The following is a 16,853-nucleotide window of genomic DNA, read 5'->3' as shown; positions in this document are numbered from 1 at the left end:
GAGCTCACACACGTTCGACGCTTCCTCAGGACTTGCGGCGGGAGACCGTCATGATGCCCGTACACATCTCGTCGCTGGTGCCGTCGCCCCACACCACGTAGCGGGGCGGCAGCTTCTTCAGCTGCGGCACCTGTTTGCGCAGCCCCGCGTCGTGCGTACACGTCACCCTCAGCGTGTCCCCCGGACCTACCTCCACCGGCGACGGCAGCTTCACCAGCCGCTGGTTGTCGAAGTCGAACTGCGGCACGTCCAGGACGACCTTGGCCTTCGGCGTGCCCGGGTTGAGTTCGACCTTCAAGGCCCGCCCGAGCATGTGCATGTGGCCGAAACCGGCGAACAGCGTCATCGGCGCCTCCACCCTGTGGTCGCAGGTCTGGGTGTTACCGGGCTTCGGCACGCCCCGGCCGCACTCCTCCACCTGACGGTCCGCCATTTCGCCGACGTCCGGCCCGAACCGCTTCGTCACGTCCGCGATCGAGGCCGCCCGGTCACAGAGCGGACCAGACTCGTCGGCGGCGCAGGGCAGGTCGGTCGGCGCGTCGACCGACCACGTTTCGAGTTCCCGGGTCTGCGGCGTGCCGTCCGTCAGCCGCAGCCGCACCGCCGAGCGGTCCGACCCGGTCGGCTTGCCGTCGGTCGCGAGCAGGTTGTAGTGGATCTGGAGGACGAGCAGGCTGCCCGGCTCCAGCTTGTAGCCGGCGTCCTGGTCGAGCAGCGTCTCCGTGGCGCCCGGCGCCCAGGTGTCCACCCACGCCGCGTCCCCCTCTTCGACCTCGGCGCCGGCAACGCCGGTCCCGCCGAAACACTGCCAGCCGAGACCAGGGGTCTTCGCGTCCTGCTTGCGCACCGCGGCAGCGCCGCCCGGCTGCACCGCGTACACGATGGCGTGGTGCGCGATGGCGACGTTCTCCGGTGCGAATTGGGTCCCGGTCAGGAACGCCGTCCTGGTCAGGCCCGGATCGATCACCTGGCACCGGTACTCGTCCGAGCCGCCACCCGAAGGCTTCGCGGGCGTGTAGGCCTCGGCCATCCTCAGGTCGACGAACCGCTCGCCGGCCCGCAGCGGCTGTGGCGGAGCCGACGACCCGCCCGTGTGCGCGCTGTGCGGGCCGGTCGCGGCGGGCGCCGCACTGTTGTCGGTGTCAGACCCGCAGGCGGCGACGACAGCGAACGCCGTCACCAGCACCATGGTGCCCGCCACTGATTTCCACGGTGGGCTATCAGGTTTCGTCATGGCTCGAAAGCTAGGTCCGACTCCGTCCCGTTTCGTCGTACCGCGGTCGTCATTCTCGGGAGAGGGGCGGTACCGCGGTACTACTCCGGAGCGCCGTTCGGCACTCGCACGAGAACCATGGACGCGAGCCGAGCTCGCACGGACCGGGTGGGCGTCGACGCGTTGCTCATCCGGCCCGACGCGCTGGGCACCTGGCTCGGTCACCCGGGCTGAGCGCCGTTCTAACGGTCGTCTCAGATTCGCTCGGTACGAAGTCGGCCTCAGACGAACGACGTAACGCGTATGTAGGAGGCTATTGATGGCAGTCAACGCAGCGCTGTCCAGGGAAGCGCCGCCCGGTCGACTGGCAGGCCGATGGGTGCCGTGGTTGGTGATCGGCCTGTGGCTGGCCCTGGCGGCGGTCATGGTGCCGTTGAGCGGAAAGTTGAGTTCGGTCACCACCGACAGAGCCGTGGACACCCTGCCGGCCAGTGCCGAGTCCACCAAGGTGGCGGTCCTGGAGGACAGTCTCCCCGGCGGCGAGGACAACACGTTCGTCTTCGTGTACCACCGCGCCGGCGGCATGACCGACGCCGACCGCGCGACGGTCGAGCGCCACTACAACACCCTTGCCAAGCGGTACCCGCCGAAGGCGGCGGCCGGCGAGGACGACGACGGCCCACCGACGAGACTCTCCACCGACGGCAAGGCGATGATGTTCACCCTCGACGTGAGCACGACCTACGGCGGACCGGAAACCATCGTCGGCCCGTTGCGTGACGCCGCGAAGGACCGGCCCGCCGGCCTGGAACTCGAGGTGACCGGTCCGGCCGCGGTCGACGGCGACATGGACGCCGTCTTCGACGGCATCGACCTGCAGGTCTTCCTCACCACCGTCGTCGTCGTCACGGTCCTGCTCATCCTCACCTACCGCAGCCCGGTGTTGTGGTTCATCCCGCTCGTGGTCGTCGGCGCGGCCGCACTGACTGCGATGGCGACCGTCTACCTGCTCGTCAAGGGCTTCGGCATCGTGGTGAACGACCAGAACTCGGCGCTGCTGACGATCCTGGTATTCGGCGTCGGCACGGACTACGCGCTGCTGCTCATCGCTCGATATCGGGAGACGCTGCACCACCACGAGAACGTCCGGGTCGCGATGGTCCACGCGCTACGCGGCGCGGCGCCGGCCATCGTCGCGTCCGCGGCCACCGTGGTCGCCGGCCTGCTCTGCCTGCTCGCCGCGGACCTGAACAGCACCAGCGGGTTGGGCCCGATCGGTGCAGCCGGCATCCTGTGCGCGCTGGTGGCCATGCTGACACTGTTCCCGGCGGTGCTCGTGGTGCTCGGCAGGCGGATCTTCTGGCCGGCCATCCCCCGGTTCAGTACGGCCGTGGAGGAGAAGCCGGGGCTGTGGGGACGGCTAGGCATCGCCATCAGCCGCCGTCGATGGGTGGCGACGCTCGGCTCGTTCGGAGTCCTCGGCGTGCTCGCCATCGGGCTCGCCGGCAACACCGGCGACCTGCGGGAGCAGGACCAGTTCCTGTCCGCGCCGGAGTCGGTCACCGGCTTCACCGTTCTCCGCCAGCACTTCCCGGAGCTCGGCGGCCAGCCGATGACGGTCTTCACGCGGCCGGCGTACCAGGAGCGGGTGCTCGATGTCGTCAAGGGCACTCCGGGCGTGGCCGTGGCCATCCCGGGTCAGACCGTCGGTGGCTGGGCCGACATCTCCGTGTTCCCGACGGACGCGCCGGACACGGTCGCGGAGTACGACACGATCAAGCGGGTACGCACCGCCGTGCACGCGGTGAGCGGGGCGCAGGCGATCGTCGGCGGGCCGAGTGCGGAGAACCTCGACACCGAGGTCACCACCAGCCGTGACGAGAAGTTGGTGATCCCGCTGGTGCTCGCCGTCGTCCTGATCGTCCTCGGGCTGCTGCTGCGCGCGATCGTGGCCCCGCTGATCCTGATGGCCACCGTGATCGTCTCATTCGCCGCGGCCTTCGGCGGCAGCGTGTTCATCTTCGACACGATCCTCGGGTTCAAGGGCATCGACTATTCGGTGCCGCTGCTGGCGTTCCTGTTCCTGGTGGCGCTCGGCGTCGACTACAACATCTTCCTGGCCAGCCGGGCCCGGGAGGAGACCGTGCGTCTCGGCACCGGACAGGGCATGCTCAAAGCCCTCTCCGCCACCGGTGGCGTCATCACCTCGGCAGGCGTGGTCCTGGCGGCCACGTTCGCGGTCCTCACCACACTTCCGCTGGTGATGCTGATCGAGGTCGGGTTCCTGGTCGCCTTCGGCGTGCTGCTCGACGCCCTGCTGGTGCGGTCGGTCCTGGTGCCCGCCCTCACGCTGCTGATCGGTCGGCGGATCTGGTGGCCGAGTCGGCTGTCCCGGCCGACGGCGGAGCCGCCGAACGGGACACAGCCGCTCGCCGACGAAGAGGAGTTCGCGTTGCAACGGTGAGCGCGGCGACACGGAGGAGATCCGGGACGGGAACCCAGGCCCGTCCCGGATCTCCTGCGCCAGGCGCCGGGCAGGTCAGCGCATCGCGGTGTCTTCCCCGGCGGTGAGACGCGCGATCGGTGCGGTCGGGGCCGCGGCCGGAAGGTCGACCCGAAGCAGCGCGCCACCGCGTGCGGAGCGGGCGACGGTGGCCCGGCCGCCGTGGGCGTGGACGACCCGCTGCACGATCGACAGCCCGAGACCGGATCCCGGCAACGCCCGGGCGCTGTCGGCACGGTAGAACCGGTCGAACACCCGCGGTACGTCGGCGGCGTCGATGCCCGGCCCGGCGTCGTCGACCTCGAGCACGGCCGACGCGCCCTCGGCACGGAGCCGGACCTGGACCGGCTGGTCCGCGGGGGACCACTTGCCGGCGTTGTCGACGAGGTTGAGGACCGCTCGCTGGAGCGCAGCGGGACGCCCGCTCACCCACACGGAGGTCACGTCGAGCGCGATCTCGAGGTCGGGCACGCGGGAACGCGCCTGGGTCGCGGCGGCCACCACCACGTCGGCGAGGTCGAGCAGCTCGGTGCTCTCGTCGCTTGCGTCACCGCGCGCCAGGTCGGTCAGTTCGGCGGCAAGGGTGCTCAACTCGGCCACCTGGGCGCCGAGATCGTTGAGCAGCCGGGTCCGGCTCTCCGCCGAGAGGGCGGTGTCGAGGGTGCCGCGCCGGTCGAGCCGGACCAGCAGCTCGATGTTGAGGCGCAGGCTGGTGAGCGGGGTCTTGAGCTCGTGGGCGGCGTCCTCGGCGAGCAGCCGCTGGGCCCGCCGGGAGTCCCGGAGCGCGGCGAGCATGTCGTTGATCGCCTGGATCAGCCGCCGGATCTCTCCACCGCCCTCATCCGGGATGTCGGCGTCGAGATCCTGGGTGTTCGCGACACGTACCGCGGCGGCGGTCAGCCGGTCGATCGGTGCCAGTCCGGTTCGCGCCACGGTCCGCCCGACCAGGGCGCCGCCGACCACGCAGAACAGCCCGATCAGCAGCATGCCCAGCCCGAACCGGTTGATCGGGCTGTCGTCGGCGACGTGGGCCACCTGCACCGCGCCGTCGCCTGCCCGCAGCGTGTAGATGCGGTAGCCGTCGTCGTCGCTGTCCATCGACTCCATCAGGTCGGCTGACGCGCCCCGCGCCACGAGCCCAGCGTGCTCGCTGACCGGGGGCAGCCCGGGTTGGCCGGCCGGCGTCCGGGTCGAGCCGTCGGGCAGGATGACCCGCACCAGCCGACCGGATCCCGGATACGGCGGTAGCTGAACCCGCGCCAGACCGTCGCGCTGCGCGTTCGTCGCCAGGACGCGGGAGTCGGCGCGTAGCTGATTCTCGGCGGTGTTCCGCAACTCCCAGTCCAGTAGCTCGCTGGCCACCTGGAAGGCCGCGAACACGCTGGCCGCGATGGCCGTCGCCGCGATCACCGTCATCCTGGTCCGCAGGGACCGCCGGCGCCACCATCGGGTCAGCCGGCGCGGTTCCCGGTGGGGGCGCCTGCTCACGGAGGGGTCTCCCGCAACGTGTATCCCAGGCCGCGCAGCGTGTAGATCAATCGCGGCTCACCCTCGGCCTCCATCTTGCGGCGCAGGTAGCTCACGTACACCTGGAGGTTGTTGGCGGTGGTGCTCATGTCGAAGCCCCATATCGCCTCGAACAGCGCGTCGTGGGTCAAGATCCGGGTCGCGTTGCGCAAGAGAACCTGCAGGAGGGAGAACTCGGTCCGGGTCAGACGCAGCGGCCGCTCGCCCCGCCACGCCTCGAACCTGTCGGGATCGAGCCGGACGTCGGCGAACGACAGGATCTGCGACTCCCCGTCGGCGGTCGTGCGCCGGCGCAGCAGGGCCCGCACCCGGGCCAGCAACTCCTCGGTGGCGAACGGCTTGGGCAGGTAGTCGTCGGCGCCCGCGTCCAGCCCCGTGACCCGGTCGGAGACCTGATCACGGGCGGTCAGCATCAGCACCGGCAGATCCCGGCCCGCGGCCCGCAACCGCCGGCAGGTCTCCAACCCGCCGAGGCGGGGCATCATCACGTCGAGGATCAGCAGATCCAGCGTGTCACCGGCCGCCCCGTCGACCCCGTCGAGCACGGCGAGACCGTTGGCGACGGTGCTGGTGTCGTAACCCTCGACCTGGAGCACCCGCTCCAGCGACTCACGGATGGCCGCGTCATCATCCGCGATCAGGATCCGCACGCCGGCCCGCCCCCTTCCAGTCGATGCTTTTGCCGCTCATTCTCCCCGGCCAACCTGAAGCCAGGATTAGAGCTTGGCGATGAGCCGTTCCTGTTTCGCACCTACGGCGGGCGACTCCTCAACTCACCCACGGCGGCACCGATTCGTACCGGTGCCAACCGTGGGAAGGGGCGGAGGATGCCGCTCGCAATGGTCGCCGTTTACACCGGAGCCGGCTTGATTGCGCTGCTGTACGCCGTACTGACGTACCGGCGGCGGTCCGAGACGCCCCTGGCGCTCCCGCTCAGCCTCGTCATGGCCGGCGCGGCGGAATGGGCGCTGGCCAACGCCGGCGTCCTCGTGGCGCCGACGCGCGGGCTGGCGCTCGGTCTCAACTATGCGATCTTCCCCGGGGTGGCGCTGGTCATCGTGGGCTTCTTCTGGCACACCACGGTCTCCGCGGGGCGCCGGCCGCCGCGGATCCCGCTGATGCTGATCCACCCGGTGCTGCTCGTGGCAGTCACCGCCACCGATCCGTGGCATCACCTCTTCTACCGGCAGGCCGAGGTGGCCGCCCTCGGGATCGCCGTGCAGCACGGCCCGGCGTACTGGGCTCACGTTCTGTACGGCTACGCCATGATGGGCTTCGGCACGGTGCTGGTGATCAGCGCGATGCGCCGGGCGGTCCGCGGCCAGCGGCGGGTGTACCGGTGGTTCCTGGTCGGCGCGCTCGCGCCGACGGTGGGCAACCTGGTGACCGTGTTCATCTTCGTGGACATGCAGGGGCTCGATCTGACGCCGGTGCTGTTCCTGGTCTCCGGTGCCGTCTGGTGGTGGACCGACCGCTCCGGCGTGAACTCCGAACAGGTGCCGGTCACCTATGCGCAGGTCATCGCGGCGCTCAGCGACGCCGTGATGGTGCTGGACTCCAACGGACGGTTCCTCGACGTCAACCCGGCGGCGGCCAGACTTCTCGCCGCGGTGCACCCGGCGGGCGGCACCGTGATCGGCAAGCGGTGGCAGGAGATCGCCGGCCCGCACTTCACCACCATGGTCGCCGACGCCGGCCAGACCACCATCCACGGCGCCTCGGGCGACGTGTACGACTTCCGGGTCGTCAAGATCGAGTCGGCCGACGGGAGCTGTCCCGGCACCGTCGTCGTGGTCCGGGACATCACCGAGCTGGAGCGGCTCCGCGCCGAGCTGACCGAGCAGGCGATGCGTGACGGCCTCACCGGGGCGTACAACCGCCGGCACCTGACCGCCGTGCTGGAGGCGCAGGCCCGCGCCGCCACCGACGGCCAGCCGCTGTCGATCGTGATGATCGACGTGGATCACTTCAAAACCATCAACGACCGGTACGGGCACGCAGTCGGCGACCAGGTGCTCGTCGAGGTGGCCAGGCAGCTGACCGGTTCGGTCCGGGAGTGCGACATGGTGGCCCGCTACGGCGGCGAGGAGTTCGTGGTGGTGCTGCCGGGGATCGGCGCGCAGGCCGCGGCCGAACGCGCCGACTGGTGGCGCCGGCAGTGCGCCGCCCGGGCGGTCGACACGCCACTCGGCACCCTGAACGTCACGTTCAGCGCCGGCGTGGCGGAACTGACCGCCACCGGCGGCCCCGGTCATCTGCTGAGCCTCGCCGACGAGGCGTTGTACCGGGCCAAACGGGCCGGCCGCAACCAGGTCCTGGCCGCCGAGCCCACGCTGTCGATCATCGGGTGACTCGAACCGTCGCCGCCGGCTTCGCCTCTCGCTCCCTGCGCCCCCTCTGAGCTGCTGAAACCTGAGTTATCCACAGGTTTCGGAAGGGCGTTGAAGAGGGCCGTCCGAGACATCTAGCTTCCTAGATGTCATAGGTGCGGATGGGGGAAGCTGTGGTCGACCGGGGAAACGACGCGGTGTCGGTGACGCCCGCGGATCTGATCAGCCACGCCGGGCACATCGGTGTGATCGCCGACGTGCTCGGTGACGTGGGGCAGGCGTCCGAGGCGGTGCGGCTCGGCGCTCAGGCGTACGGCGAGTTGTGCGCCCTGGTCCCAGGGATGCTGAACGGGCTGCACGATGCCCTCGCCGACGGGATCCGGGTGGCCGAGGAGTCACTGCTCGGATCGGCCGCGCGGGTGCGCGCCACCGGCGAGCGCTACGCGGCAGCCGACGTGGCCGCCGCCCGGCGGGCCGGGTCGTGAGTGACGGCACACTCGTCGCCAAGCGGGTCGACCAGCCGCCCGACCCGTGGGCCGGGGTGTGGATCGTCGAGGACATCGAGATGATCGCCGCCGGCGTCCGTGACCGGGACTGGGTGGAGGGCGGCCTCGGCGGGGTCAGCGCCGGTCTCGACAGCCTGGCCCTGGTCTCCGACCCGATCGGGGTGCTCCTGCAGTACGGCGTCTCCTGGATCATCGAGCACGTCGAGCCGCTGCGGGACACCCTCGACCGGCTCGCCGGTGATCCCGCGCAGATCACGGCGTACGCGCGGACCTGGCGCAACATCGCCGAGGCTCTCGAGGAGGAGGCCGGCCGGCTCGACCGCGCGGTCCGGGGGGACGTGGCCGGCTGGGCCGGCCCGGCCGGGGCGGCCTACCGCGCGACCGCCCGGGAGCAGCACGGCACACTGACCGCGCTGGCCGCGGCGTCCGGCACGATGGCCGCGCTCACCGAGGGCGCCGGCCTGCTCGTCGCCGGGGTCCGCGAGCTGGTCCGGGACGCGATCGCCACCCTGGTGTCCCGGCTGGTCACCTACGCCGCCGAGGTGGCCGCCACCTTCGGCGCGGCGACCCCGCTGGTGGTCGAGCAGGTCGGCACGCTCGTCGCCTCCTGGGCCGCGCGGATCGCCCGCTGGGTGCACGATCTCATCGCCAGCCTGCGCAACCTTCTGCCCAGGGTGCGGCGTCTCGACGACCTGATCGAGGAACTGCGCAAGCTCAACCGGCTGCCGGACGGCGGCGCCGACCCGCCGCCGCGGCCGGGGAAGGACGGTGAGGACAAGCGGATCCACGACCTCGGTGACGATCCGGCCGTCGGCAGGCACCGTCCGGAAGAGTCGGAGAGCGCTCAGCGGATCGAGGCGGAGACCGGCGTCCGGCTCACCCGGGCCGAGACGGGCTCGTCCGCCGATTGGGTCGACGAGAGCGGGAAGACGTACGACGCGGTCGGCAACTTCGACAGCCGCTACTTCGAGCGGCAGTGGCCCCAACTGCAGTTCCAGATCGAACGGCATCTGGACAAAGCCGACCTGGTGCCGGTCGACGTGTCAAGGTTTACGCCGGAACAGAAGGCCATGGTGGAGCGGTTCATCGAGCAGCGCGGGCTGGGCCCGCGCGTCTTCGTGGTGGGGAAGTGATGGCGGGACTACTGGTGCTGAGACCGGATCTGGACTGGAGCGCCGGCGGCGGCCTGTTCTACTGGACCGTCGACTTCCTGGCCGACCGGCTGTCCGACCCGGAGGCGGTCGCCTACCTGCGGGAGATCTCCCGGGAGAACCTCGGGTCGCTGTGGCTGGCCGAGCTGCCCCCGGGCGCCCGTGCCCAGGCCGTCGAGCTGCTGCGCGACCAGCTGGTGCCGGCCGGCGACCGGGACCTGCCCGGCGGGGAGGGGAAGGCGGCGGTGCTCGACCGGCTCCGCGAGCTGGCCGACATGGCCGGCCGGCTCGGCTGACGGCCCCGGCGACCGGGCGCCTCGCTGCGGCGATCCGGTTTTGTCGTACCCGTGGGATACAACTTCGGCACCTGTTTCTGAGGAGGTCTGGTTGTGACCAACGGGGGTGCCGTCCATGAGCGGCGCAGCGCAGCGCCCGTCATCGCGCCCGCCCGGCCGCGCAAGCTGGCCAAGGCGCCGTTCGTGGAGCTGGCCGACGGCCGGCTCCAGGGGGTGGTCTCCAGCGGGTCGGATGTGGAGCGTGTCTACGTCTCGTCCATCACCGCCGGCGACCACGGCCTGAGCTGCAACACCAACAACAACCGGCCGTGCGGTGGCCTGTCCGGCGGGTCGCGTGCCTGCAACCACCTGCGTGCTCTCGCCGACGCCGCCGTCGCACAGTACGGTCTGGCCCGCGTCGCCCGCTATCTGAAGGTGACGCTGCCGGAGGACTCCGAGGACCTGTGGGCCGGGCTGCACACGACGACCGCGCCCAACCGCGCCGCCGAGGTGTTCAGCGGTTTCCTGCGCCACCTGGCATATCTGGAGGTGCCCCCGACCACCGATCCGCTGCCCGAGTTGCAGTGGTTCCCGGCGGCCGGGGCGGTGCGCTGATGCTCGCCGACACCCTGCGGGCGGTCCCGGCCGGCCTCACCGAGGCGCTCGGCCTGGTCGACGGCCTCGACGACGCCTTGGTGCACGGCCTCGCCCGGATCGACGAGGAGCGGGCCGCCGCGTGCGAGACCTTCGCCGCCGCGTTCGCCGGCTCGCCGCTCGCCGACCGGGTCGCCGACTCAATCGGCAAGATCATCGCTGGTGCGGTCACCGACGAGCATCTGGCCGTGCTGGCCGGGGCCCGCGCCGCCCTGCTCGGCGCCGCACACGACGCGCTGCTCGCCGGCCTCGACGAGGCGCTCGGCCGGTCCCGTGAGCGGTGGGCCGTCCCCGGCGGCTCCTCGCCCTCCGGTGGCCTGCTTGCCGGCGGCCGGTCCTGGCTTCGTGAGCTGGCCATCGCCGGCTGGCGCGGGGTCGACCACGAGCTGGCCGGCGGCGCCGCCCAGACCGTGCAGGCGCTGCTCGCCGACCCGGCCACCCGGCGGCTCGCCGTCCTGCTCGACGGTTTCGCCGCCGAGCTGCGCGGCGCCGCCCCGGTCGCCACCCTCGACCGGGTCCCGGTGCGCCGCTGGGCGGATCTGTGGACCAGGTCCGTGCTCCTGTCCCAGGATGGTTTTCCCGAACAGCCGGCCACCCCGGCGGAGGGCCGGTTCCTGCTGCTCGGCGCCGACCTGCACGAGCACCCCACGGTGTTCCGCGCTCAGGCGCACGGCCTGCTGGAGACGCCCGGCGGGCAGGTGCGGCTGGTCCGGGCGAGCGTGGCGGCCGCCAAGGTCGACACGATCAGCGGCCCGTCCGCCTGGCGCATGCTCACCGCGTTCCCGGTGTTCCGGGCCGCCCTGGCCGGGCACCGCGTGGTCGAGATCGCCGGCATGCCGCTCACCCCGTCCGGCGATCTGCTCTGGGACGAGTCACGGGCCGTCCTGGGCGAGCCGGCCGACCCGTTCGCGACGGCCCGGGTCCGCCTGGGCGGGGCGACCGCCGCGCCGGTGCCCCCGCTGGACCGCCATCCGGCCGTCATCGCCGAGCCGGTGCTGCTGGAGGGCTACACGGCCGGGGCGGAGTCGTTCGAGCTGGCCGGTGGCGTCAACCTCGCCGTCGATGTGGACCGGCTGCCCGAAGCCGGTCCACTGACCCCGGCGCTGGTCGCCGCCTCGACCGCCTGCCTGGGCCTGCTCCGCTGGGATGCCGGTCGTTGGGCGGTGCAGCCGCTCGCGGTCCAGGCGGTGGTCCGGAAGAAGCCGGTCACCGCCCACACCGCCGACTGGGCGCTCGGCCCCACCGACGCCAGGGCGGCAAAGGCCGAGGCCGCCGCCGGCACCGCGGTCGACGTGCTGCGCGAGCGCGCGGGAAGGCTGCTGCGGAGATGAGTGAATCATCGGGCGCGCCCACGGAGGAGAGCCGCCGTCAGATCCTCTACTGGCGGCTGTTGTCCCGCCTGTTCGACCCGGAGGAGCAGACCGCTCTGGAGTCGGCGAGCATGGCGATCGTCGGTGACCTGGGGTTGCCGGCCGCGCTGCTCGATCCGGCCGTCTCGGTGGACACCGTGATTCAGCGGTTTCCGGGGCTGGAGCCGGAGTTCGACGGGCTGATGAGCGACCCCGGCGACGACCGCGACGGCGAGGTCCGGCGCGCCGCCCTGGTGTCGAAACTGCTGCTCAACGTCTTCGGGACCGGCACCGGCAACGTGACCGCCGAGCAGTTGCAGCGCTGGCAGGCCGACGCCGGCCGGTTCGAGCGGGCGATGGGCTGTGAGCCCGGGCAGCTGCGCGGGCGGGCCGCGGGCGACGACTCCGGTCTCGGCGCGGCGCTGGCCGGTATCGAGGGCGACCTGGTCAGCCGGATGCGGCTGCGTGAGGTGCTGGCCGACAACCGGCTGGCCCGGCAGCTCACCCCGAGCATGTCGCTGATCGAGCAGCTGCTGCGCGACAAGGACAATCTGGACGGCACGGCGCTGGCCAACGCCAAGGCGCTGATCCGCCGGTTCGTCGACGAGGTGGCCGCGGTGCTGCGCACCCAGGTCGCCCAGGCCAGCGCCGGCACGATCGACCGCTCGGTCCCGCCGAAACGGGTCTACCGCAACCTCGACCTGGACCGCACGATCTGGAAGAACCTGCCGAACTGGAGCCCCGAGGACGAGCGGCTCTACGTCGACCGGCTCTATTACCGGCAGACCGCGAAACGGATCGAGCCGGCCCGCCTGATCGTGGTGGTGGACCAGTCCGGGTCGATGGTCGACTCGATGGTCAACTGCACCATCCTCGCCTCGATCTTCGCCGGTCTGCCCAAGGTCGACGTGCACCTCATCGCCTACGACACCCGGGCGCTCGACCTCACCCCATGGGTGCACGACCCGTTCGAGGTGCTGCTGCGCACCAACCTCGGGGGTGGCAACGACGGGCCGGTCGCGATGGCCCTGGCCCGGCCCAAGATCGCCGATCCGCGGAACACCGTGCTGGTCTGGATCTCCGACTTCTACGAGTTCGACCGGTCGCAGCCGCTGTTCGAGGGGATCGAGGCGGTGCACCGTTCCGGGGTCAAGTTCATCCCGGTCGGCTCGGTCAACAGCTCCGGCACCGAGAGCGTCAACCCCTGGTTCCGGCAGCGCTTCAAGGACCTGGGCACGCCGGTGATCTCCGGTCACATCCGCAAGCTCGTCACCGAGCTCAAGAACTTCGTCGCCTAAAGGTAAGGACTTTCCCGATGTCTGACATGCTGCGTGCCCCGGCCGAGGTCAAGTACGCCGAGGAGCTGGACTGGCTGGAGTCCGTCGACGACGGCCCCAAGCCGTTCTCGTGGCGCCTCAGCCCGAAGATGGTGCGACTGTTCATCCTCGGCTCGGAGCGGGCCGACGGCCTGGACCGGGAGATCGCACCGAAGTGGTTCGGCGACCGCAGCTTCGTCGAACGCTCGATCGTCACCCTCGCCTCGGACCGCGGGCTGCTGCTGATCGGCGACCCGGGCACCGGCAAGAGCTGGCTCGCCGAGCTGCTCGCCGCCGCCATCAGCCGCAACTCCACCCTGGTCGTGCAGGGCACCGCCGGCACCACCGAGGACCACATCAAGTATTCGTGGAACGTCTCGATGGTCATCGCGAAGGGCCAGTCCCGCGCCTCGATGATCCCGTCGCCGATCATGACGGCCATGGAGGGCGGCGTGATCGGCCGCTTCGAGGAGCTGACCCGGGCCACCAGCGACGTCCAGGACGCGCTGATCTCCATCCTCTCCGAGAAGTACGTGTCGATTCCCGAGCTGGACGACGACAACATCGTCTTCGCCAAGCCCGGGTTCAGCGTCATCGCCACCGCGAACAGCCGGGACCGCGGCGTCAACGATCTGTCGTCGGCGCTCAAGCGGCGTTTCAACTTCGTCCGCATCCCGGTGGTGACGAACCGGAAGAGCGAGGCGGAGATCGTCCGCTTCCGGACCGAGGAGCTGCTGCGCCGGCACAACATCGAGCTGGAGGTCCCGCCCACCCTGCTCGACGTGCTGCTACAGAGCTTCGCCGACCTGCGCGCCGCCTCCGCCGCGGCCTCCGGTGACGACGAGCGGCTGGAGTCGGCGCTCTCCACCGCCGAGCAGATCGGCGTCCTGGAGGACGCCATCCTGCACAGCACCTTCTTCGGCGCCAGCGCGCTGACCGCGGAGGCCCTGGCCGGTTCGCTGGTCGGTTCGCTGGCCCGGCGCAGCCCGGAGGATCTGGCCATTCTCAACAAGTACTGGCACGGCGTGATCGAGCCGCGCAGCCGTGAGCAGAGCGGGGAGTGGACCGGGTTCCTGGAGGGCGGCCGCCAGGCGATTGCGACCCTGTCGTGACCTTCGATTCGCTGCGTGAGCAGCTGATCTCCGCCGCCGAGGCGCTCGGCGGCGGGCCGGCGGCGCTGCCGGAGATCCTCACCGGGATCGTCGACGACGTCGACCACGCGCTGCGGGAGCCGCTGGAGATCTTCCCGGTCTGCCACCACTCGCCGGCCTCCGCTCTGGCCATGCTCCGGCGGCTGCGGGAGAAGCAGCCCAAGGTCGTCTACCTGGAGCTGTGCGAGGATCTCCAGCCGCTGCTCACCGAGCTGCGCAACTGCCGGCTTCCGGTGGCGTTGCAGGCTTTCGCCTCCGAGCTCGACGGCTTCGGAAAGGAGTCGGCGCCGCTGTCGGTGATCGCGCCGATCACCGAGGCGTCAGCCGAATACCAGGCCGTCTCCTACGCGCTGGAGACGCCGGGGGTGGAGCTGGTCCTGGTGGACCGGTCCACCGACCACGTCTTCCAGTGGGAACCCGACGTGACCCCGGCCGGGTCGGGTGAGCCGGAGGATGACCTGCACGGCGACGCGGTCGGTGTGGAGATCGGTGACCTGCGGCCCCGTTTCGCCGAGCTGGAGGAGCACCTGCTGCACCACGGCCGGGTCCGGCACTGGTCCGAGTGGTGGGACCAGTATGTCGAACAGCCCCTGGCCGGCGCCGACCACGAGACCTACCGGCAGGTGATGGTGCTGGTCGGCAGCCTGTTCCGGCGGCTGGCCCCGCACGACACCCGGCGCTACGCGAGCGACGAGGACCGGGAACGCTACATGTGGACCCGGATCCGCGAGCATCTCGCCGCCACCGGCGCCGACCCGGCCGACTGCCTGTACATCTGCGGCGCCTTCCACGCGGCCAGCCGGGTCCCGGAGGCAGGCTCCGCCCCGGGGACACCGGATTTCGCGATCAGCCCGCGGACCGGCACCACCTGGCTGTACGGCCTGATCCCGTCCAGCCACTCGGCGATCGAGGCACAGTTCGGGCTGGCGCCCGGCTCGGTGTCGATCGCGGCCGCCACCTGGCAGAAGCAGCTCACGAAGCACCGGCTCACCCCCTTCAAACTGGAGGGTCAGAGAAGCGGCCGGAAGAAGGCGCTACCCGTTCCGGCGGCGGCGCCCGGCCCGGTGACCGACCACCTCAGCGGCTACCTTGCCGGCCCGCCCGTGCTGGACGGGCTGGACGAGGAGGAGCTGCGCGGCTGGTGCGTCGACATCGTCCGGCTGGCCCGCCGCAACGGCTATCTCGCCAGCACCGCCGACGCGATCGCGGTCTTCGAGACGTCCATCCTGCTGGCCGGCATGCGGGGGCGGGCGCGGCCGACGCCGTACGACTTTCAGGACGCCGCGGTCACCTGCATCGAGAAGGACACCGTGCCGGGCCGGCGCGACGTGCGGCGGCTCTGCGAGATCCTGCTCGGTGGCGACCGGATCGGCCGGGTCGGCTACGAGGCCATGCCCCCGCTGGCCCGGGACGTGTTCGACCGGCTCGAACCGCTCGGCCTCAACCTGGAGCAGCGCAGCATCCAGCGGGCGCTGCTCGATCTGAACGCCCGGCCCGAGCTGGCCGCCTGCTCCCAGTTGCTCTGGATGCTGCGGTACCTGTTGCCCGGCCAGGCGATCCGCCCGATCATGGGCAGCCGCCGGCTCGGCGAGAAGCACTTCCAGGAGAGCTGGGACCTCGACCTCGGCCGCCACCAGCGTGCCGTCATCGAGCTGGGCTACGAGGGCGTCACCGTCGAGCAGGTCCTCGAACAGCGGCTGCGCCGGGAGGCCTGGGACCCGAAGGCGACCGCGGCCATCGCGCTCAAGGCCGTGGAGGACTCCCTGCTGTTCCTGGAGAGCCCACGGCTGACCGACGAACTCGGCACCCGCGCCATCGAGCTGCTGTCGGCGGAGCGCACGGTCGACGACGCGCCCGCGGTGCTCCGCCGGATCCGCCGGCTGCTCGGCCACTACCGCGCCACCGCTCCGGTGCTTCCGGCGTGGTGCGAGCGCTTCGTGACCACGGGGTACGCGCACTACTGCACCCTGCTGCCGACCGCCTTCGTCGACGAGGCGACCGGGGTGCGGCAGGTCGGGGCGATGCTCGGGTTCCTGTTCAGCATGGAGAGCCTCGCGCTGTCCCTGGGATGCGACCGCACCCAGCTGGAGATCGCGGTCCGGCAGTCGCATCCGGAGTCCCCGGCGAAGGTGGCCCTGCTCTGGGCAGCGCTGCACCAGCTGGGCGCCCTGCCGCTGGCCGACCTGCGGGCCCGGGTCGGTGAGCTGCTCGGCAACCCGCTGGTGGTGCCGGCCGTCCCGCAGTACGTGAGCGGCTTCGTGCAGGCTCTCGAACCGGTGCCGAGGCTGGCGCCGTTCGTGGTGGAGACCCTGTCCCGGGCGTTCGGGCAACTGCCCGACCCGGTGCTGCTGCCCTGGCTGCCCAATCTGATCATGACGTTGCGGCAGCAGGCCGCCGAGCTGGTGCCGCTGCTGACCAGGGAGGCGGGCCGCACCTTCCCGGGCACACTCGCGGCTCTCGACTCGTGGATCCCGCCGTGGAAGGCGCCGGTCCGTGCCCGGTCTTCCGTCGTGTCGGCGGGTCCGGCGAGCGCCGCCGCGGTACTCCTGGCGGCCGGCCGACCGTCGGCGGACGCGGTGGCGGCCCTTCTCGGTTGCGAGGGGGAGTGGACACCGGTCGCGGCGGGGCCGTTCTCCGGGGCGGGTGGGGAGGAAGCGGTGGTGGCGGCGCTGCTTACGGCGTACCCCGAAGCGGCGAACGCCGTCGCCGACCTGGTCGGCGCCTGATCGCCCGCGAAAGAGCGGCCGGCCACCGGGTCGGCGTGCCCGTGAAGGAGCGGCCGGCCACCGGGTCGGCGTGCCTGCGGAGAGTCGCCTGACCGGCAAATGCCGGGCAGGCGGCGGTGGTGGAAACGGGGCCGCGCCGGCCGGGAGGGGCC

13 protein-coding genes are annotated in these 16,853 nt (G+C 71.4%); 10 read left to right on the top strand and 3 right to left on the bottom strand.

The annotated features are described in order from the left end of the window. Window positions 1-25 precede the first annotated feature (25 nt). Complete coding sequence (locus tag IEZ13_RS01060) at window positions 26-1,234, bottom strand: monooxygenase (protein WP_229794387.1); 1,209 nt, start codon at window positions 1,232-1,234, stop codon at window positions 26-28. Between the two features lie 298 nt (window positions 1,235-1,532). On the opposite strand from IEZ13_RS01060, the gene IEZ13_RS01055 reads away from it, so the two are divergent. Continuing rightward, window positions 1,533-3,677, top strand: a complete 2,145-nt coding sequence (locus IEZ13_RS01055; protein WP_183215724.1) for an MMPL family transporter — start codon at window positions 1,533-1,535, stop codon at window positions 3,675-3,677. A 75-nt stretch (window positions 3,678-3,752) separates the two neighbouring features. On the opposite strand, the gene IEZ13_RS01050 is transcribed toward IEZ13_RS01055, so the two are convergent. Further along, on the bottom strand, window positions 3,753-5,204 hold the full coding sequence (locus IEZ13_RS01050; protein ID WP_183215723.1) for a HAMP domain-containing sensor histidine kinase: 1,452 nt from the start codon (window positions 5,202-5,204) through the stop codon (window positions 3,753-3,755). Next, window positions 5,201-5,893, bottom strand: coding sequence for a response regulator transcription factor (locus IEZ13_RS01045; RefSeq protein WP_183215722.1), 693 nt, complete (start codon window positions 5,891-5,893; stop codon window positions 5,201-5,203). The genes IEZ13_RS01050 and IEZ13_RS01045 overlap by 4 nt, the downstream gene beginning before the upstream one ends. A gap of 177 nt (window positions 5,894-6,070) precedes the next feature. On the opposite strand from IEZ13_RS01045, the gene IEZ13_RS01040 reads away from it, so the two are divergent. From IEZ13_RS01040 to IEZ13_RS01000, 9 genes are all read left to right on the top strand, one after another. Continuing rightward, the gene (locus tag IEZ13_RS01040; RefSeq protein WP_183215721.1) at window positions 6,071-7,594 is read left to right on the top strand and encodes a histidine kinase N-terminal 7TM domain-containing diguanylate cyclase; all 1,524 of its coding nucleotides are present in this window, start codon (window positions 6,071-6,073) and stop codon (window positions 7,592-7,594) included. Window positions 7,595-7,734: 140 nt separating this feature from the next. Further along, complete coding sequence (locus IEZ13_RS01035) at window positions 7,735-8,058, top strand: type VII secretion target (RefSeq protein WP_220148561.1); 324 nt, start codon at window positions 7,735-7,737, stop codon at window positions 8,056-8,058. Continuing rightward, window positions 8,055-9,212: a WXG100-like domain-containing protein gene (locus tag IEZ13_RS01030; RefSeq protein ID WP_229794386.1), complete on the top strand. Its 1,158-nt coding sequence runs from the start codon at window positions 8,055-8,057 to the stop codon at window positions 9,210-9,212. Before IEZ13_RS01035 ends, IEZ13_RS01030 begins: the two co-directional genes overlap by 4 nt. Next, the gene (locus IEZ13_RS01025) at window positions 9,212-9,526 is read left to right on the top strand and encodes a hypothetical protein (RefSeq protein WP_183215717.1); all 315 of its coding nucleotides are present in this window, start codon (window positions 9,212-9,214) and stop codon (window positions 9,524-9,526) included. Before IEZ13_RS01030 ends, IEZ13_RS01025 begins: the two co-directional genes overlap by 1 nt. A gap of 93 nt (window positions 9,527-9,619) precedes the next feature. Next, a complete protein-coding gene (locus tag IEZ13_RS01020; RefSeq protein WP_183215715.1) occupies window positions 9,620-10,120 on the top strand; it encodes a hypothetical protein in 501 nt (166 codons plus the stop codon). Continuing rightward, on the top strand, window positions 10,120-11,490 hold the full coding sequence (locus tag IEZ13_RS01015; protein ID WP_183215713.1) for a hypothetical protein: 1,371 nt from the start codon (window positions 10,120-10,122) through the stop codon (window positions 11,488-11,490). Before IEZ13_RS01020 ends, IEZ13_RS01015 begins: the two co-directional genes overlap by 1 nt. Then, entirely contained in the window at window positions 11,487-12,806 is a 1,320-nt protein-coding gene (locus IEZ13_RS01010) for a VWA domain-containing protein (RefSeq protein ID WP_183215711.1), read from the top strand. Before IEZ13_RS01015 ends, IEZ13_RS01010 begins: the two co-directional genes overlap by 4 nt. A 17-nt stretch (window positions 12,807-12,823) precedes the next feature. After that, entirely contained in the window at window positions 12,824-13,936 is a 1,113-nt protein-coding gene (locus IEZ13_RS01005) for an ATP-binding protein (RefSeq protein WP_183215709.1), read from the top strand. Then, entirely contained in the window at window positions 13,933-16,701 is a 2,769-nt protein-coding gene (locus IEZ13_RS01000) for a DUF5682 family protein (protein ID WP_183215707.1), read from the top strand. Before IEZ13_RS01005 ends, IEZ13_RS01000 begins: the two co-directional genes overlap by 4 nt. Window positions 16,702-16,853: the final 152 nt, after the last annotated feature.

Source organism: Actinoplanes campanulatus, assembly GCF_014647795.1.
Classification (GTDB): domain Bacteria; phylum Actinomycetota; class Actinomycetes; order Mycobacteriales; family Micromonosporaceae; genus Actinoplanes; species Actinoplanes campanulatus.
This window is presented reverse-complemented; position numbering and strand designations above follow the sequence as displayed.

Excerpts from the sequence above, each read along its gene's own strand:
- IEZ13_RS01035 (WP_220148561.1), top strand. The coding sequence starts at position 7,735 with ATGGGGGAAGCTGTGGTCGACCGGGGAAACGACGCGGTGTCGGTGACG.
- IEZ13_RS01015 (WP_183215713.1), top strand. The coding sequence starts at position 10,120 with ATGCTCGCCGACACCCTGCGGGCGGTCCCGGCCGGCCTCACCGAGGCG.
- IEZ13_RS01005 (WP_183215709.1), top strand. The coding sequence starts at position 12,824 with ATGTCTGACATGCTGCGTGCCCCGGCCGAGGTCAAGTACGCCGAGGAG.
- IEZ13_RS01010 (WP_183215711.1), top strand. The coding sequence starts at position 11,487 with ATGAGTGAATCATCGGGCGCGCCCACGGAGGAGAGCCGCCGTCAGATC.
- IEZ13_RS01060 (WP_229794387.1), bottom strand. The coding sequence starts at position 1,234 with ATGACGAAACCTGATAGCCCACCGTGGAAATCAGTGGCGGGCACCATG.
- IEZ13_RS01055 (WP_183215724.1), top strand. The coding sequence starts at position 1,533 with ATGGCAGTCAACGCAGCGCTGTCCAGGGAAGCGCCGCCCGGTCGACTG.
- IEZ13_RS01025 (WP_183215717.1), top strand. The coding sequence starts at position 9,212 with ATGGCGGGACTACTGGTGCTGAGACCGGATCTGGACTGGAGCGCCGGC.
- IEZ13_RS01040 (WP_183215721.1), top strand. The coding sequence starts at position 6,071 with ATGCCGCTCGCAATGGTCGCCGTTTACACCGGAGCCGGCTTGATTGCG.